The sequence below is a fragment of the Bacillus nitratireducens genome (assembly GCF_001884135.1).
GTDB lineage: Bacteria > Bacillota > Bacilli > Bacillales > Bacillaceae_G > Bacillus_A > Bacillus_A nitratireducens.
This window is the reverse complement of sequence record NZ_MAOC01000078.1, coordinates 49,759-65,881: the sequence shown is the minus strand read 5'-3', so window position 1 is coordinate 65,881 and position 16,123 is coordinate 49,759. Positions and strand designations below refer to the sequence as shown.

General features: G+C 37.1%; 21 protein-coding genes. 9 read left to right on the top strand and 12 right to left on the bottom strand.

Going from position 1 to position 16,123, the window contains the following annotated elements; all coding sequences use genetic code 11:
- Positions 1 to 3 precede the first annotated feature (3 nt).
- Together BAU23_RS20800 and BAU23_RS20795 are read left to right on the top strand one after the other, a co-directional pair.
- Complete coding sequence (locus BAU23_RS20800) at positions 4 to 282, top strand: RNA polymerase alpha subunit C-terminal domain-containing protein (RefSeq protein ID WP_000224031.1); 279 nt, start codon at positions 4 to 6, stop codon at positions 280 to 282.
- Between the two features lie 150 nt (positions 283 to 432).
- Positions 433 to 1,140, top strand: coding sequence for a DNA alkylation repair protein (locus BAU23_RS20795; protein ID WP_000345251.1), 708 nt, complete (start codon positions 433 to 435; stop codon positions 1,138 to 1,140).
- Between the two features lie 55 nt (positions 1,141 to 1,195).
- Here the strand turns inward: BAU23_RS20795 and gerPF are convergent, their stop codons facing one another.
- The 7 genes from gerPF to BAU23_RS20760 form a co-directional block, all read right to left on the bottom strand.
- Entirely contained in the window at positions 1,196 to 1,411 is a 216-nt protein-coding gene (gerPF, locus tag BAU23_RS20790; RefSeq protein WP_001141566.1) for a spore germination protein GerPF, read from the bottom strand.
- Between the two features lie 42 nt (positions 1,412 to 1,453).
- The gene (locus BAU23_RS20785; protein ID WP_000944043.1) at positions 1,454 to 1,840 is read right to left on the bottom strand and encodes a spore germination protein GerPE; all 387 of its coding nucleotides are present in this window, start codon (positions 1,838 to 1,840) and stop codon (positions 1,454 to 1,456) included.
- A gap of 14 nt (positions 1,841 to 1,854) precedes the next feature.
- Positions 1,855 to 2,049, bottom strand: coding sequence for a spore germination protein GerPD (gerPD, locus tag BAU23_RS20780; RefSeq protein WP_001052805.1), 195 nt, complete (start codon positions 2,047 to 2,049; stop codon positions 1,855 to 1,857).
- Between the two features lie 6 nt (positions 2,050 to 2,055).
- Entirely contained in the window at positions 2,056 to 2,670 is a 615-nt protein-coding gene (gene gerPC, locus BAU23_RS20775; RefSeq protein ID WP_001070768.1) for a spore germination protein GerPC, read from the bottom strand.
- Positions 2,671 to 2,734: 64 nt separating this feature from the next.
- Positions 2,735 to 2,941 carry a spore germination protein GerPB gene (gerPB, locus tag BAU23_RS20770; protein ID WP_001012507.1) on the bottom strand — a complete coding sequence of 69 codons (207 nt, stop codon included), beginning with the start codon at positions 2,939 to 2,941 and terminating at the stop codon, positions 2,735 to 2,737.
- Positions 2,942 to 2,955: 14 nt separating this feature from the next.
- Entirely contained in the window at positions 2,956 to 3,177 is a 222-nt protein-coding gene (gene gerPA / locus BAU23_RS20765) for a spore germination protein GerPA (protein WP_001111190.1), read from the bottom strand.
- Between the two features lie 96 nt (positions 3,178 to 3,273).
- Positions 3,274 to 3,453: an aspartyl-phosphate phosphatase Spo0E family protein gene (locus BAU23_RS20760; protein ID WP_000462854.1), complete on the bottom strand. Its 180-nt coding sequence runs from the start codon at positions 3,451 to 3,453 to the stop codon at positions 3,274 to 3,276.
- 246 nt (positions 3,454 to 3,699) lie between these two features.
- Here BAU23_RS20760 and BAU23_RS20755 point away from each other — a divergent pair, with 246 nt between their 5' ends.
- Positions 3,700 to 4,599 (top strand): fumarylacetoacetate hydrolase family protein, encoded by a 900-nt coding sequence (locus BAU23_RS20755; protein WP_001213088.1) that lies wholly within the window; start codon positions 3,700 to 3,702, stop codon positions 4,597 to 4,599.
- Positions 4,600 to 4,633: 34 nt separating this feature from the next.
- Here BAU23_RS20755 and BAU23_RS20750 read toward each other — a convergent pair whose 3' ends face one another.
- Together BAU23_RS20750 and rocD are read right to left on the bottom strand one after the other, a co-directional pair.
- Positions 4,634 to 4,918, bottom strand: coding sequence for a hypothetical protein (locus BAU23_RS20750; RefSeq protein WP_000925334.1), 285 nt, complete (start codon positions 4,916 to 4,918; stop codon positions 4,634 to 4,636).
- 106 nt (positions 4,919 to 5,024) lie between these two features.
- A complete protein-coding gene (gene rocD, locus BAU23_RS20745; protein ID WP_000616664.1) occupies positions 5,025 to 6,215 on the bottom strand; it encodes an ornithine aminotransferase in 1,191 nt (396 codons plus the stop codon).
- 150 nt (positions 6,216 to 6,365) lie between these two features.
- Between rocD and BAU23_RS20740 the strand changes: the two genes are divergently transcribed.
- The gene (locus BAU23_RS20740) at positions 6,366 to 6,731 is read left to right on the top strand and encodes a YisL family protein (RefSeq protein ID WP_000233497.1); all 366 of its coding nucleotides are present in this window, start codon (positions 6,366 to 6,368) and stop codon (positions 6,729 to 6,731) included.
- Positions 6,732 to 6,792: 61 nt separating this feature from the next.
- Here BAU23_RS20740 and BAU23_RS20735 read toward each other — a convergent pair whose 3' ends face one another.
- A complete protein-coding gene (locus tag BAU23_RS20735; protein ID WP_000250680.1) occupies positions 6,793 to 7,347 on the bottom strand; it encodes a DUF2777 domain-containing protein in 555 nt (184 codons plus the stop codon).
- A 242-nt stretch (positions 7,348 to 7,589) separates the two neighbouring features.
- Here BAU23_RS20735 and asnB point away from each other — a divergent pair, with 242 nt between their 5' ends.
- From asnB to katB, 3 genes are all read left to right on the top strand, one after another.
- Complete coding sequence (gene asnB / locus BAU23_RS20730) at positions 7,590 to 9,437, top strand: asparagine synthase (glutamine-hydrolyzing) (protein ID WP_000333965.1); 1,848 nt, start codon at positions 7,590 to 7,592, stop codon at positions 9,435 to 9,437.
- Positions 9,438 to 9,772: 335 nt separating this feature from the next.
- Positions 9,773 to 10,732, top strand: coding sequence for a ferrochelatase (gene hemH / locus BAU23_RS20720; RefSeq protein ID WP_071735094.1), 960 nt, complete (start codon positions 9,773 to 9,775; stop codon positions 10,730 to 10,732).
- 56 nt (positions 10,733 to 10,788) lie between these two features.
- The gene (gene katB, locus BAU23_RS20715) at positions 10,789 to 12,258 is read left to right on the top strand and encodes a catalase KatB (protein ID WP_000184218.1); all 1,470 of its coding nucleotides are present in this window, start codon (positions 10,789 to 10,791) and stop codon (positions 12,256 to 12,258) included.
- A gap of 205 nt (positions 12,259 to 12,463) precedes the next feature.
- Here katB and BAU23_RS20710 read toward each other — a convergent pair whose 3' ends face one another.
- On the bottom strand, positions 12,464 to 13,696 hold the full coding sequence (locus tag BAU23_RS20710; RefSeq protein WP_001091656.1) for an ammonium transporter: 1,233 nt from the start codon (positions 13,694 to 13,696) through the stop codon (positions 12,464 to 12,466).
- A 157-nt stretch (positions 13,697 to 13,853) separates the two neighbouring features.
- Here BAU23_RS20710 and BAU23_RS20700 point away from each other — a divergent pair, with 157 nt between their 5' ends.
- Positions 13,854 to 15,209 (top strand): alpha-amylase family glycosyl hydrolase, encoded by a 1,356-nt coding sequence (locus BAU23_RS20700; RefSeq protein WP_071735092.1) that lies wholly within the window; start codon positions 13,854 to 13,856, stop codon positions 15,207 to 15,209.
- 51 nt (positions 15,210 to 15,260) lie between these two features.
- Complete coding sequence (locus BAU23_RS20695; protein ID WP_071735091.1) at positions 15,261 to 15,488, top strand: hypothetical protein; 228 nt, start codon at positions 15,261 to 15,263, stop codon at positions 15,486 to 15,488.
- A gap of 38 nt (positions 15,489 to 15,526) precedes the next feature.
- Here BAU23_RS20695 and BAU23_RS20690 read toward each other — a convergent pair whose 3' ends face one another.
- Positions 15,527 to 16,018 (bottom strand): YajQ family cyclic di-GMP-binding protein, encoded by a 492-nt coding sequence (locus tag BAU23_RS20690; protein WP_001051113.1) that lies wholly within the window; start codon positions 16,016 to 16,018, stop codon positions 15,527 to 15,529.
- Positions 16,019 to 16,123: the final 105 nt, after the last annotated feature.

The window sequence follows — 16,123 nt, the reverse complement described above, 5'->3', positions numbered from 1 at the left end:
ATTATGGCGACGTTAAGAACCTGTGATCAAGGACACGAGTACTACAAAAGTAGCGATTGTCCAACTTGCCCAACCTGTGAGAAAGAGAGAAAGCCAAAAGAAGGCTTTCTTTCTCTGCTTTCAGCACCAGCAAGGCGAGCGTTAGAGCACCATGGAATAACGACTGAAGCAGAACTTTCAAAGTATAGTGAAAAAGAAATTTTGAAACTGCACGGTATAGGGCCAGCATCTTTACCTAAATTGAGAGCGGCTTTAGCAGATAAGGGATTATCATTTAAATAAAGAAAAACTAAACTCATATAACGAAATCTCATTTTGAAAATCTTAAATCGATGGACAAAACGCTTTAACAGATGAATTTATGAAGTGTAGAGAACTTGATAAAGAATATAAGTGAATTGATTATAATAGTAAGAAAGGAAGTGCAATACTATGGATTTCGAAACAGTAATGCAAGAGCTTGAAACTCTCGGCAAGGAGCGGACTAAAAAAATATACATATCCAATGGTGCAAAGGAGCCACTTTTTGGTGTAGCAACAGGTGCTATGAAACCAATTGCGAAGAAAATAAAAATCAATCAAAGTTTAGCTGAAGAGCTTTATGCTACAGGTAACTATGATGCGATGTACTTTGCAGGCATTATTGCAGATCCAAAAACTATGAACGAATCGGATTTTGATCGTTGGATGGATGGGGCGTACTTTTATATGCTATCCGATTATGTGGTGGCAGTAACTTTATCAGAGTCAGAGTTTGCACAAGACGTGGCTGATAAATGGATTGCAAGTGGTGACGAACTAAGAATGTCAGCGGGTTGGAGTTGCTACTGCTGGCTTTTAGGGAATCGAAAAGACCATGAATTTTCCGAAAGTAAGATTGCCAATATGCTAGAAGTTGTGAAAAATACAATTCACGATGCGCCAGAACGTACGAAATCCGCTATGAATAATTTTCTAAACACCGTGGGGATTTCATATGTGCCGCTACATGAAAAGGCAGTTGAAACGGCAAAGGAAGTAGGCATAGTGGAGCTAAAACGGGACAACAAGAAAAGCAGCTTTCTAAATGCTTACGAAAGTATTCATAAAGAACTTGATAGAGGAAGACTCGGATTCAAACGTAAATATGTAAGATGCTAAAAATAGAAGAAACAGCCCTAGCTCTACACAAAATAGAGCTAAAGCTGTTTCTTTTTTACGCTGTTCCAATTTGATCTTGGTCTGCAACGTCCGAATCGAATGTATTTGTTGCACTAACGCCGTTAAAAGTGTTGACGACAAATCCGACATTGGAAGCTCCAGACCCGTTATAAGCTTTCGTATTTTCTTTCGGAGACACGTTATAAAAATCTCCTAAGTTGAAAGAACCGTTACTGTTTTGAACGACGAGATTTCCTACAACCGAGGGCATACCATCCACCTACTTTACTAAGCTTTTTAATTACTATATGAATTATTTAGAGGAAGGTTCATCAGTAATAAATTGGCGGATTTGTAGCGTACGAGAATTATTAAAAACATAGTCAACATTGCCAATTTGGAAGCACGCGGAATTTAAAATTGTTCGCAAGTGAACATCATTTACTTCAATGAAAGGGCACTCATTTACAATATTCATTTTTACATCTGTTGTTCGCTTTGGAATTGTAATGTGTTCATCTGTAAAGATTTCAAACGCATTAAAACGACCTTCACCTTTTATATAACAAGGGATTTCTCGATGAACGATAAGCGCTCTATTTTTTAATTCTATTTGATTAGCATCCCCGGCCTGGAAGACAGCTGCAACCCCCATAGAAATGATAGAAACATTTTGTACAATTGAAGTATGACGGAGCATAATTTTTCCTCTCCTCAACCTGGAGTCGGAGGGACATCTGTTACTAATGGTACAAATGGTCCCTCTGTAACGGATTCGAATGGCGTATCAAGAATAGAAGAAAGGATGAGAAGGTTTGCATCTCCAATTAAAAATAATGCAGAAGAAGAAACCCCGTTCATTTTAATCTGGCCTACTTTTAACTCGCGGTTTACAACATTTAAATTCATACATACTCACTCCTTTCGGAAATTGCCCGGTATGTGTTGAATAAAGGAAAGGAACGCCTTGTCAATATCTTGTTTCATCGCTTGAATAATGATGTCTCGTAAATAATCGGGATCTGTGGAAATACCCTCATACGATTGAACTTGTGATAAATAGTACGGAAGTCTATGTTCCATCTGTTTTTTTATGTCATCCACCATCATTTGTCGATACATCTCATCAAGCGGCGTTCTCTCTTCTTGTTCAAAATGGAGAATTCGACTATATGCTTCTTCATCTAAATAGCGATGCATTTCTTGAAGGATACCTTGATAAAAGTCTGGATTTGTTTCTGTTTCAGGATTTACTTTTAATGTTTCTGTATCCACTTGAAAATCTTCAATTTGTTGTCCTTTTGTTGAAAATGGATTCAAGCCAATATTTAAAGTACCGTTTAAATTTTCTACTTTTAATTGATCGAATTTATATTCCACTTTTCCTATAGAAGAGGAGGGACGACTTTTTAACTCATTAAGCTCTTCTTGTAGTAGGCGAACTTGTTCTTCAAGATTTAGAATAGTTTGCTGCTGTATTTGAAGAGCTTGCTGAAGTTGGTTTAGATAAGTATATATATCTTGATTCATTTTGTGAAACCTCCTTTTCAATAGGGAGGGTATATTACTGCTATATATTTATGATAATGCTGGTCTAAGAAGAACTAGTTGAAGGCTTAATGGAAATAATTTGTCCTTTCGCATGTAAAGGGCGAAGAGGTTCTGTAAATCCGCCAGTATTTGAGAATTTAGAAAGAGCCTTAATACTACCTGCAGTTCCAATTTGAAAAACGGAAGAGGTCGTAATGCTATCGATTTTAATGCTGTTAATGATGATACTTTGGTTCACATAAAAATTCAAAGCAATCGCCTCCTTTAGTTCGAACCAATTATTGCTTGATCGATTACATCTGAATCATTGACAGTCGTTGAACTTTGATAATTGTAGACAGAGACGTTATCCCCAACATTAAAGGAGCCGGCCCCAGCAAAAGCGCGTGAATAACTAATAGGCCTAATCGCAAATACATCTCCAATATGAAAAATACCACTTGATCCAATATTAACGATACGAATATGTCCGACCATAGCTGGCATACAAAACACCTTTCGTTTTTAAAATTTTCTTTTCTACTATTGTATGGGCGTTTTCAATAAAATGTGTATTTTTTTGAAATAAAAGAAACACATACGTTATTGCGTATGTGTTTCGAACATTTGAGTGTGTGTGCAATCTGTGTGTATATGCCAAACAACATTTAAGAGCCTGTCCAGTTCTTGGCTACAATCCACTGTTTTTTGAGAAGTCATTCCGTAGCGTTCAGCAAAATAGATCATTTTTTCGCGTTTTTTTTCGATAGCTTGCTCAAACATTGAAATCGGCTCCATCTCTCCATAAATTTTATGTATATATGTAGTACATATTATACAAAAATCCCATAAAAAAGAAACGTCTTCGCTAAAAAAAGTATAATTTCTACATTTTATGTCAAATAACGGATGAGGAACAAATATAATTATGGGTGAATATTGTAAAAATTGGCGTGTATAAGAAGGTTTTTTTCTTAAGGATGCGAATACAATTAAAGGGTATGAGTTTTAGGATGGAGAGTGGAAATATTGCGTTTTGTAACGGCTAAGAAAGAAGAAAAGGTATTTGTAGGTATTGTGGTTGAAGAGGAAGATAGAGTCTTACATTTAAGAGAAGCGCAAAGACAAAAAGGGGAAAAGGTTACGATCCCGATTACTATGTTAGAGTGTATTGAAAGAGGAAGTGAATGCCTTGAGAAGGTGTACGATATTGTAAATTGGGCGAAGGAAAATGCGGAAGCGGCGTATTATCCGTTAGCAGAAGTGAAAATATTAGCACCGATTCCAAGGCCGAGAAAAAATATTCTTTGTGTCGGAAAGAACTATCGTGAGCATGCGGTGGAAATGGGCGGAGTAGAGTCTATCCCTGAAAATATAATGATCTTTACAAAAGCGCCAACAACAGTGATCGGAATTGATGAGCAAATTAATGGTCACCCTCATGCAACGAATGAACTGGACTATGAAGGGGAACTAGCAATCATTATTGGTAAGCGAGGGAAACAAATAAAAATAGAAAAAGCTCTTGACCATGTTTTTGGATATACAGTTATAAATGATGTAACTGCTCGGGATATTCAAAGGAAACATAAACAATTTTTCCTAGGGAAAAGTTTCGATACATTTTGTCCAATGGGACCGTATTTAATTCATAAATCGATGGTTAGAACGCCGAATGAATTACACATTGAAACGGTGGTAAATGGAGAAGTAAGGCAAACTTCAAATACGAGAGAAATGATTTTTTCAGTAGAAGAAATTATTTCAACTATAAGTAAAGGCATGACATTAGAGCCGGGAGATATCATTGCAACAGGGACACCAGCTGGTGTTGGTAAAGGTTTTACACCGCCGAAGTTTTTGCACGCTGGTGATGAAGTTGTTATTACAGTAGAGGGAATTGGTACGCTTAGAAATATTGTGAAATGAAAAAAGAGCTATCTTGTGAAAAGGTAGCTCTTTCCTATGGTCGCGGATTAATAGAGTAATCTATAATAGCGAAAATATACAATCCAATCAATGCTAGAGTACAAATTCCAATTAGCATAACTGCAAGTGCGCTTCTCTCACGGCCAAAACCGATAATTGTAAGGAAAACAGCAGTCCAAAATAATGTTTTAAGTAGTGTGAATGTATTAGGAGTTGAATAATGACTGAGTAAAGTTGTAGATAATATGAAACCGATGAATGTCATAGAAATAAAAATTGTAGCTAAATAGTTAATATGTTTACCGTATTTCAACAGCATACAGTTACCCCCTTTTTACAGAAGACAGAATATTCAATTTTATTTTACGGTAAATTACTAAAAAAAGAAAGGGTTTGTCCTATATTTTAGGACAAACCCACTATGATTAAGATAGTACAGCTTTAATTTTTTGGAACGCCCACTCTAAATCTTCTTCAGAGATTACTAGAGGTGGTGCAATACGAATTACATTTTCGTGTGTTTCTTTACATAATAGACCAGCTGCTTTTAGTTGTTCACAGTAAGGACGAGCTGGCTCGTTTAATTCGATACCGATGAATAAACCTTTACCACGAATATCAGTAATCATTGGGTTATCAATTTCTTTTAATTGCCCAACTAATTTTTCTCCTAATTGAAGAGAACGCTCTGTTAATTTTTCTTCTTCTAATACTTCAAGAGCTGCGATAGAAACAGCACATGCAAGTGGGTTACCACCGAATGTAGAACCGTGAGAACCTGGCTCGAATACGCCTAAAATATCGCTGTTTGCTGCAACACAAGAGATTGGGAATACGCCGCCGCCAAGTGCTTTACCAAGTATGTACATGTCAGGAGTTACATTGTCCCAGTCGCAAGCAAATACTTTACCAGTACGGCCTAAGCCTGTTTGGATTTCATCTGCTACGAATAAAACGTTTTCTTTTTTACATACTTCAAAAGCTTCTTTTAAGAAACCAGCTGGTGGAATGTTAATTCCTGCTTCACCTTGGATCGGCTCTAAAATGAATGCAGCTGTATTTGGTGTAATCGCAGCTTTTAACGCTTCTAAATCACCGTAAGGAATTACAATAATGCCAGGAAGCATCGGACCGAAGCCACGCTTGTACTCTTCGTTTGATGACATAGAAACAGCACCCATTGTACGTCCGTGGAAGTTATCTTCACAAACGATGATTTCTGCACGGTTTGCCTCTACTTTTTTCACATCGTAAGCCCAGCGACGAGCTGTTTTAATTGCAGTTTCAACAGCTTCTGCGCCTGTATTCATAGGAAGTACCATATTTTTATTTGTTAGTTTCGCAACTTTTTCGTACCAAGGACCTAATTGATCGCTATGGAAAGCACGAGAAGTTAACGTAACTCGATTAGCTTGGTCAATTAAAGCGTTAATGATTTTTGGATGACGATGACCTTGGTTTACTGCAGAATATGCACTTAATAAGTCCATATAGCGGTTTCCTTCAGGATCTTCTACCCAAACGCCTTCTGCTTTAGAAATAACGATTGGAAGTGGATGGTAGTTATTTGCTCCGTATGTGTCTGTAAGTTCGATAATATCCTTAGTTTGAATCATGATTGTTCCCCCTTTTGTTATTACAAGAAGTTTGTAAATACTCTAAATATTATAGCATTTAAATGTAAAAAAGCGAAACATTTCCTGAAAATAAATGAACATGTTATCATATAGAGTGAAAAAGTGTGAAAAAGAGGAGGCAGGGATACGATGGTACATATGCATATTACAGCATGGGCGTTAGGATTAATTTTATTCTTCGTTGCGTATTCACTTTATTCAGCAGGAAGAAAAGGTAAAGGTGTACATATGGGGCTTCGCCTTATGTACATTATCATTATTGTGACAGGTTTCATGTTGTACATGAGTATTGTGAAGACGGCGACAGGTAGCATGCACATGTGGTACGGCATGAAAATGCTAGCTGGTATATTAGTAATCGCTGGAATGGAAATGGTTCTTGTGAAAATGAGCAAGAACAAAGCAACAGGGGCATTCTGGGGACTATTTATTGTTGCACTAGTAGCGGTATTTTACCTTGGACTGAAATTACCGATTGGTTGGCAAGTATTTTAATAAAAAATAAAACCACCTTATAATCTCGCATGTTTGGGAGATTATAAGGTGGTTTTTTACTTTATGTCGCATCGATATGTAACTCTTCTCCGTTTACTTTCGTAAAACGGAACATGTTTTTATTTGACGTAGCGTGACGAACGAAATGGTGCTGCAGTGTACAAATCATCTCCTCATTATCAAATAAAAGAATATTTACTCCCTCGCATGCTTCCTCTTTCGGCAAGAAGGATAAATAATTATGACAATACATGCAATCATATAAAGAGTAATGAAGCGATTGTAATGCCTCAGTTAATAATGTAAAGACAGAGTCAGGTAACTCCTCAAGCCATTCATTATAGCTAAGAAGTAATTTTTTTCTAATTCGTATCATTTCTCCATTTTGCAAATGATGCTGTTCGTTGGCGATTTGTAATACATCTTGTTCATAGAAACGGGCTGGTAGCCAATTGTTGTTATACAAAAGTTCAAAGCCATCTTGGATAATATCTTCTAATAAAAATGCTTCATCATTTTCATCATCAAAGAATACCCATTCATTGTTTATATATTCTACATTACCGACTGTATGAGCGCGTGGCTGATTATACAAAATATGTTTGCGTTGTACCATAGTTCATTTCTCCTTTTATAGAAATAGTTATTCTTGTTATGGACAGTTCGTACGTTCTTTATAACTAGACACACCTAAAGAGAGGTGGGCATACAATAAAACACGCTTTACACTGTGAAACTGCTATTCCGTATATGAATAGTTAGTTATCGTCAAGTTTGTTGTTTTTATGTATCCGCACTCATAGGGTGGGGATTACTGCACGTTCAGAAACAGATATTAGATTAGGAAGGATGATTCTTATGTGCGGGATTACAGGATGGGTGGATTATAAGCGCTCATTAGAAGGGGAAAGGGACGTCGTGATGAAAATGGCGGAAACGCTAGCGAAACGTGGTCCAGATGATAACAAAGTTTGGATAAAAGGAAACGTCGCATTTGGGCATAAACGGTTAATCGTTGTAGATCCTGAAGGTGGTAAACAGCCTATGACCTGTTTAAAGGATGAAACGAATTATGCCATTTGCTATAACGGTGAACTGTATAACACAGAAGACATTCGGAAGGAGTTGTTAAGAAGAGGGTACACATTCAAAGGTCATTCTGATACGGAAGTATTATTAGCTTCTTATATCGAATGGAAAGAAGAATGTGTCGATCATTTAAACGGTATATATGCGTTTGCAGTATGGGATGAACAGAAAGAACAAGTGTTTATTGCAAGAGATCGATTAGGTGTAAAACCGCTTTTTTATAAATATGATAGTGGACGATTATTATTTGGTTCAGAGTTAAAAGCGATACTGGCGCATCCAGAGGTGAAGGCGGAAGTAACGTTAGAAGGATTATCAGAAATATTCGGTCTTGGACCATCTAGAACGCCTGGTCATGGTATTTATGCTGGTATTAAAGAATTGCGCCCAGGCCATGCGATGACATTTTCAAAGAACGGTTTATGTATATGGAGATATTGGAATGTAGAAAGTAAAAAACATGAAGATTCCTTTGAAGAAACAGTAGAGAAAACACGCTTTTTATTACAAGATGCAATTACAAGGCAACTCGTTTCTGACGTACCGTTATGCACATTTTTATCGGGCGGTGTAGATTCAAGTGCAATAACAGCAATTGCCGCAAAAGAATATGAAAGATCAGGGAAGGGTCAATTGCACACGTATTCTATTGACTATGAAGATAACGAAAAATATTTTAAAGCGAATGCATTTCAGCCTAATTCAGATGCTCCATTTATTAACTTAATGACTGAGACATTTCAAACAATCCACCACCGTTGTGTCATTTCAAATGAACAACTAGCACAGTATTTAACAGAAGCAGTGCTCGTTCGTGATTTGCCAGGTATGGCAGATATTGATTCTTCATTATTATGGTTTTGCCGTGAAATAAAACAAGATTTTGTCGTCGGTTTATCTGGAGAATGTGCAGATGAAATATTTGGTGGCTATCCGTGGTTTTATAGAGAAGATGATTTACAATCAAGTGCATTTCCGTGGATGCGCTCTACAGAGGCGCGCGAACAACTTCTAAAGAAAGAATGGAGAAATAAATTAAATTTACAACAATATGTGCAACAACGCTATGAAGAATCCATTCAAGAAGTTCCGATTTTAGAGGGAGAAAGCCCGCTAGAAGCAAAGAGACGACAATTATTTTATTTGAACATGGTTTGGTTTATGACAACATTATTAGACAGAAAAGACCGTATGAGTATGGGGGCAAGCTTAGAAGTACGCGTTCCATTTGCAGACCACCGACTTGTCGAATATGCGTGGAATATTCCTTGGGAAATGAAAATGTATAAAAACCGCGAAAAAGGTCTATTGCGTAAGGCATTAGAAGGATTACTTCCAAATGATATATTGTATAGAAAGAAAAGCCCGTATCCGAAAACGCATAATCCATACTATACGAAAGCAGTAACAGTATGGCTACAAGATTTATTAACGGATAAAGGATCAATTTTACACGAACTATTCGATAAAGAGCAGCTGAGTGGGTTAATTGAGTCTGGTGGCAGTGCATTTCAAAAACCTTGGTTTGGTCAATTAATGACTGGACCTCAGCTTTTAGCCCATTTAGCCCAAATTCATGTTTGGTTTAAAGAATATGGGGTAAATATTAAGGAATAGAAGAAAAGCGGCTTACATTTATGTGAGCCGCTATTTTATTAAAGAAATTGTCATATAAAATTCAAAATCATATTAGAAATAATACTTATTTAGAATAATTATTTTGACATACTTATTATTGCTTGTTATAATTGGAAACAAATGTTCTTGAAAAAGATTCTCATTTATAAGGTGAAACTTTAATTAGTGAGGGGACATTCCCCGCTGATTATTAGTTGAACTAATCGGGCGTTTACGGGCAGTTGATCTCCCAGCTAAATTTTTTGCACTCGCCGAATTTTGAGGTGGGAGTCTTACTGCCCGTTAACGCGGGACAAAATTGAGGTGTTATATAGATGACGAAGAAGAAAATAGGTTTGCTTGTAATGGCGTATGGAACGCCAGAGTCATTAGATGATGTAGAAGCGTATTATACACATATCTGTCATGGGCGTAAGCCGTCTGAAGAAGCGCTTCAAGATTTAATCGGGCGCTATAAAGCGATTGGCGGAATTTCACCACTTGCAAAAATAACGAAAGAGCAGGCACATAAATTAACAGATTCATTGAATAAAATATATACAGAGTATGAATTTGTTTGTTACTTAGGTTTAAAACATATTACTCCGTTTATTGAAGATGCAGTAGAAGAGATGAAGAAAGATGGAATTGAGCAGGCAATTAGTATCGTATTAGCACCGCACTATTCTACATTTAGCATTCAAGCGTATAATGACCGTGCAATTCGCCTATCAAAAGAAATAGGTGGGCCTGTTATTGAACCGATTGAGCAATGGTACGATGAACCGAAGTTTATTTCTTATTGGGCAAATCAAATTGAAGAAACGTTTGCTAACATTGTAGATAAAGAGAAGGCAATTGTTATTTTCTCTGCACATAGTTTACCGGAGAAAATTATTGCTGATGGAGACCCTTACGTAGAGCAATTACAGCAGACAGCGGATTTAATTGCGGCAGAAGCCGGTATAAAGCATTATACAACGGGTTGGCAAAGCGCTGGAAATACACCAGATCCATGGATTGGGCCAGATGTGCAAGATTTAACGAGAGATTTATATGAAGAGTATGGTTATGAGTCTTTCGTATATTGTCCAGTTGGCTTTGTGGCAGAGCATTTAGAAGTTTTATATGACAACGACTATGAATGTAAAGTTGTAACTGATGAATTAAATGCCGCATATTTTAGACCGAATATGCCTAATTCACAATCTGTATTTATTGATTGCTTAGCTGAAATTGTTTCCAAAAAAATGAAGGAAATAGTTGACAAGGATTTAGTTTTGAATAATAATTAGTTTATAATAATTTTAAATAAATAATAATTATTAAGAGAGAAAGAGGAGGATCCCCCATGACGAATCCAAATAATCGCTTAACAACAAACCAAGGTGCTCCGGTTGGAGATAACCAAAATTCTCGTACAGCTGGTCGCCGTGGACCGGTATTATTAGAAGACTATCATTTAGTAGAAAAACTGGCTCACTTTGATCGTGAACGTATTCCAGAACGCGTTGTACATGCACGTGGTGCAGGTGCTCACGGTGTATTCGTAACGAAAAACAGCATGAAGCAATATACAAAGGCAGCATTTTTACAAAATGAAGGAACTGAAACGCCTGTATTTGTTCGTTTCTCAACGGTTATTCATGGTCAAGGTTCTCCAGAAACAGCTCGTGACCCACGCGGGTTCGCTGTTAAATTTTATACAGAAGAAGGAAATTACGATATTGTAGGTAACCATTTACCGGTCTTCTTCATTCGTGATGCAATTAAATTCCCTGATATGGTGCATTCTTTAAAACCAGCACCTGATACAAATATTCAAACCCCAGACCGTTATTGGGATTTTATGACATTAAGTCCAGAATCTACACATATGATGACATGGGTGTTCTCTGATTACGGTACACCAGCAAGCTATCGCGAAATGGAAGGTTTCGGTGTCCATTCATTTAAATGGATTAATGCAGAAGGTAAAATTGTCTACATTAAATATCACTGGAAACCACAACAAAGTGTACGTAACTTAAGTGCAAAAGAAGTGCAAGAAGTGCAAGGGAAAGACTTCAACCATGCAACTCGTGATTTATTCGATGCAATTGAAAAAGGAAATCACCCGAAATGGGATTTACACGTACAAGTGATGCAATTAGATGAAACGGATTCTTTAGACTTTGATCCACTAGACCCAACGAAAGTATGGCCAGAAGATCGTTTCCCGTTAATGGAAGTAGGGACGATGACGTTAAATCGTAACCCAAAAAACTTCTTTGCGGAAGTAGAACAAGTGGCGTTCTCTCCAAGTGCAACTGTAAATGGTATTGAACCATCTGAAGATAAATTATTACAAGGTCGTTTATTCTCTTACCCAGATACACAGCGTTATCGTCTTGGTGCAAATTACTTACAAATTCCTGTAAACTGCCCATATGCAGCTGTTCATAACCAACAACGTGATGGTGCGATGCAAATGAATCAAAACCCATCTACAATCAACTACGAACCGAGCCGTCATGCTGAAAATCCAGTTGAAGACCCAAATTACCGCGATTCAACTATGAAAGTAGAAGGCTACGTATCTCGTGAAAAAATTGACAAACCAAATGACTTCAAGCAAGCGGGTGAGCGTTACCGTTCATTCTCTAAAGAAGAGCAAGACAACTTAATTGCAAACTTAACCAATGACTTAAAAGACGTAAATGAGCGCACGAAATTACTAGCTGTTTGTAACTTCTTCCGTGCAGATCAAGAGTATGGAATGCGTTTAGCGCAGTCTTTAAATGTTGATATTACGCAATATGTGGGGAATGCTCCGAAGTAAATAGGAAAAGACGACTGTTAAACGGTCGTCTTTTTTGTGTGAAATCATGCAGGGGTATTTTTCATTTTAGATATATCTGAATTCATCGGTAAATCGATATATTGAAAGAAATGATCGATATATTTATGGGAATACAGGGCGGGGTATGCTAATCAGTGCGATAAAAAGAGATGCAATCTACTATCGATAGATTGCATCTCTTTTTTTAATTTACTCGCTCAGTATACTCGTAAGCTTTCTCCCCATGCATCGAAATATCAAGCCCCATTTGTTCTTCGTGCTCATCGACGCGAACAGGGAGGAAGAAGTTGATCGCTTTAATAATGGCGTACGTCATTATGATTGTGAATGCATATGTTGCTCCGATTGCTACAAGTTGTTTGAAAAGGAGAGCTGCGTTTCCGTAAAATAATCCGTTAGCGCCATCGCTATTTATAGAAGTTGTTGCGAAAAGTCCAGTTGCAATACCACCCCAAGTTCCTCCGATGCCGTGGCATCCAAATGCATCAAGTGTATCGTCGTACCCGAATTTGTTTTTTAAGAAGAAGACAGCACCGAAACATAATATACCGCCAATTGCTCCGATAAGAAGAGCGGAGAAAGGTGTAACGAATCCGCAAGCTGGCGTAATTGCGACTAAACCAGAAACAACTCCGCAAGCAGCTCCCATCGCAGTCGGCTTTGATTGGAAGAACCATTCAGAAAGCATCCAAGTTAGAGCTGAAGCAGCAGCGGCTATATTTGTATTAATAAATGCAGTTAAAGCTACGTCATTTAAAGATAATGCACTACCGACGTTGAAACCGAACCAGCCGAACCAGAGTAAGCCTGCGCCTAACATTGTAAATGGTAAATGATGAGGAGAGGTGCCGCTTATGTTTTTTCGTTTTCCAAGGAAAATAGCTAATACAAGACCAGCAACTCCAGATGTGATATGAACGACATTACCGCCAGCGAAGTCTAACGCACCAAGTTCTCTTAGCCACCCGCCAACGCCCCACACCCAATGAGCGACAGGATTGTAAACGATTGTTGTCCAAAGAAGGATAAAAATAAGAAAGGCAGAAAATCGCATTCTTTCGGCGAATGCACCTGAAATTAAAGCGGGAGTTAAAATGGCGAACATGAGTTGGAACATCATAAATAAATTGTGAGGAATAGTAGATGAGTAGTCTGGATTTGGTGCGTAGGTAACTCCGTTTAGACCGAACCAATCGAGATTGCCAATAAGTCCGTGCCAATCTGGTCCGAATGATAAAGAATAACCGATAACAATCCATTGAATTGAAACGATAGCCATTGCGCTATAACTGTGCATTGTCGTGCTGAGTACGTTTTTACTGCGAACCATGCCCCCGTAAAAAAGTGCCAATCCTGGTGTCATCAACATGACCATTACTGTCGTTACAAACATAAAAACTGTATCTCCCGTATTCATTCTCTCTCCTCCTATGATGTTAGAAAAAATAACATCGTCTTGTTATGTTTCATATCATATTCGAAATAAAAAGAAAAATCAACTAAAAATTCAGAAAACTTTTTATGTGATGTTAGAAAACCTTACATTAAGTATTTTGGAGGGATAAAATCAACGTATGCGATTTGTTCTAATAATTGGTATAATATTCTTACAATTAGAAGTTTGGAGGATGCGTGTGAAAAAAATATGGACTAAGGAACTATTCATTTGTTTTTGTTTAGCTGTTATTTTGTTTGTACCAGTACATACTTTTGCGGAAGAAAAAAGGGAATGGCGAGATGAAGTTATATATTCCATTATGATTGATCGCTTCAATAACGGGGAACCGAAAAATGACAAACAGTTAGACGTTGGTAATTTAGAAGGCTATCAGGGCGGAGATATACGAGGGATTATAAAAAGATTGGACTACATAAAAGAAATGGGATTTACTACTATTATGCTTTCGCCGCTTTTTGAAAGTGAAAAGTATGATGGATTAGGCGTTCGAAACTTTCAAAAAGTAAATGAACATTTCGGAACAGAAAATGATGTGAAAGAACTTGTAAAAGTGGCTCACCAAAAAGGAATGAAAGTTGTCTTTCAATTTCCGTATGAAGAAAATGAACAACAATTAATAGACTCGATGAAATGGTGGATAAAAGAAGTTGATTTAGACGGAAGTTATGTGATACATAGTGAAAAAAAGCCACGTGCTTTTTGGGATGAAGTGCAAAAGGATTTGCAGAAGGTAAAGAAAGATTTTCGCATTATGACAAGGGAAGATAATGAGTACTATAAAAAAATAGTAGATTCATTTTCAAAACCAGATATGTCTGTGAAACCTTTATATGATGTGAGCGGAAAAGAAGGGGAATTCGCTACGTTTTTAGATAATCAAGAAACAAAGCGATTTGCACGTATTGCAAAAGAAAATATGTATTACCCGCCGTCTCGTTTAAAACTAGCGCTCACTTACTTATATACATCCCCGGGGATACCGAATTTTTATTACGGAACTGAAATCGCATTAGATGGAGGGGATGTTCCAGATAATAGACGATTAATGGATTTCAAATCGGATGAAAAGTTTATGCAGCACATAACGAAGCTAGGTGAACTTAGACAAACGAGACCATCTTTACGACGCGGTACGTTTGAACCTCTGTATGATAAAGATGGAATGAGTATATTAAAACGAAAGTATAAAGGCGAAGTAACACTAGTAGCGATTAATAATACGAAAGAAACACAAAAAGTTTCCTTACCTGCAAGTGCAATTGGTGAAAAACAAGAGTTAAGAGGCTTGTTAGAAGACGAAATTATAAGAGAAGAAAACGGGAATTTTTATCTCGTTTTAAAGCGTGAAGAATCGAATGTGTATAAAGTTAGTGAAGAAACAGGTGTGAATTGGTTATTTATCTCCTTAATAGTTGGTGTGAACGTATTATTTATTGCTTTTTTAATTGCGGTTAAAAGGAAACGGAAATGAATAACGCTTCTTTTTGGTAGTCCGTTTACAGTTCAAGATGAGGTGAAATGTTTGAGGAGAAAGAAGTTGTTCGCTTTATGTTTGAGCCTTCTTATCGTATTCGTAAGTCTGTATTTTTGGGACAACGGTGACGATGGGGAATTTGTTCAGTGGGGCGATAGTGTTCATTCTGCCGATACAGCGGTTCTTAAGAGAAATAATATTAAATACAAAATTGAAAATGATAAAGTGTACATTCCAGAAAAATCATTGGATAAAGCAATATTTTGTTGCTCGTAATAAGTATAAAACCTCCTCTGAATAGAGGAGGTTTCTTTCTAGCGGTAGTTAATGAACTGTACGTCGATTGGTAAGTCAACGCTGCGAACGGCTGCGATTACTGCTTGTAAGTCATCACGGCTTTTCGCTGTTACGCGTACTTGGTCATCTTGCACTTGTGTTTTCACTTTTAATTTCATTTCTTTAATGATGTTGTTGATTTTTTTCGCGTTATCTTTATCGATACCTTGTTGCAGAGTTGCACGTTGGCGAACAGTGTTACCAGATGCAGCTTCAACTTTTCCGTAGTCCAAGTTTTTGATTGGAACGTTACGTTTTACAAGTTTAGCAATTAGAACGTCTTTTACTTGGTCTAATTTGAACTCGTCATCAGAAGTTAAAACAAGTACTTCTTTTTCTAATTTAATATCACTTTTACTACCTTTAAAGTCATATCGGTTTTGGATTTCCTTTAATGCGATGTTAATTGCGTTTGTTACTTCAGGTAATTCTACTTTCGAAACGATGTCAAAAGAACTCTCTTTTGCCATAGTTAGCACCTCCAAATAAATTTCTATCTTTTCATGTACCTAAATAGGCTATGTAATATACATATTAAAGTATAGCGGAAAATACATCGATTAGATAGAGTGTTG

What these genes read in the sequence shown, in the direction of transcription:
- BAU23_RS20800 (WP_000224031.1), top strand. Translation starts at nt 4, where the DNA reads ATGGCGACGTTAAGAACCTGTGATCAAGGACACGAGTACTACAAAAGT.
- BAU23_RS20700 (WP_071735092.1), top strand. Translation starts at nt 13,854, where the DNA reads ATGCGATTTGTTCTAATAATTGGTATAATATTCTTACAATTAGAAGTT.
- asnB (WP_000333965.1), top strand. Translation starts at nt 7,590, where the DNA reads ATGTGCGGGATTACAGGATGGGTGGATTATAAGCGCTCATTAGAAGGG.
- BAU23_RS20785 (WP_000944043.1), bottom strand. Translation starts at nt 1,840, where the DNA reads ATGCTCCGTCATACTTCAATTGTACAAAATGTTTCTATCATTTCTATG.
- BAU23_RS20750 (WP_000925334.1), bottom strand. Translation starts at nt 4,918, where the DNA reads ATGCTGTTGAAATACGGTAAACATATTAACTATTTAGCTACAATTTTT.
- BAU23_RS20710 (WP_001091656.1), bottom strand. Translation starts at nt 13,696, where the DNA reads ATGAATACGGGAGATACAGTTTTTATGTTTGTAACGACAGTAATGGTC.
- gerPA (WP_001111190.1), bottom strand. Translation starts at nt 3,177, where the DNA reads ATGCCAGCTATGGTCGGACATATTCGTATCGTTAATATTGGATCAAGT.
- BAU23_RS20735 (WP_000250680.1), bottom strand. Translation starts at nt 7,347, where the DNA reads ATGGTACAACGCAAACATATTTTGTATAATCAGCCACGCGCTCATACA.
- BAU23_RS20795 (WP_000345251.1), top strand. Translation starts at nt 433, where the DNA reads ATGGATTTCGAAACAGTAATGCAAGAGCTTGAAACTCTCGGCAAGGAG.
- hemH (WP_071735094.1), top strand. Translation starts at nt 9,773, where the DNA reads ATGACGAAGAAGAAAATAGGTTTGCTTGTAATGGCGTATGGAACGCCA.
- BAU23_RS20690 (WP_001051113.1), bottom strand. Translation starts at nt 16,018, where the DNA reads ATGGCAAAAGAGAGTTCTTTTGACATCGTTTCGAAAGTAGAATTACCT.
- gerPC (WP_001070768.1), bottom strand. Translation starts at nt 2,670, where the DNA reads ATGAATCAAGATATATATACTTATCTAAACCAACTTCAGCAAGCTCTT.
- katB (WP_000184218.1), top strand. Translation starts at nt 10,789, where the DNA reads ATGACGAATCCAAATAATCGCTTAACAACAAACCAAGGTGCTCCGGTT.
- rocD (WP_000616664.1), bottom strand. Translation starts at nt 6,215, where the DNA reads ATGATTCAAACTAAGGATATTATCGAACTTACAGACACATACGGAGCA.
- BAU23_RS20740 (WP_000233497.1), top strand. Translation starts at nt 6,366, where the DNA reads ATGGTACATATGCATATTACAGCATGGGCGTTAGGATTAATTTTATTC.
- gerPF (WP_001141566.1), bottom strand. Translation starts at nt 1,411, where the DNA reads ATGCCCTCGGTTGTAGGAAATCTCGTCGTTCAAAACAGTAACGGTTCT.
- BAU23_RS20760 (WP_000462854.1), bottom strand. Translation starts at nt 3,453, where the DNA reads ATGTTTGAGCAAGCTATCGAAAAAAAACGCGAAAAAATGATCTATTTT.
- gerPD (WP_001052805.1), bottom strand. Translation starts at nt 2,049, where the DNA reads ATGAATTTAAATGTTGTAAACCGCGAGTTAAAAGTAGGCCAGATTAAA.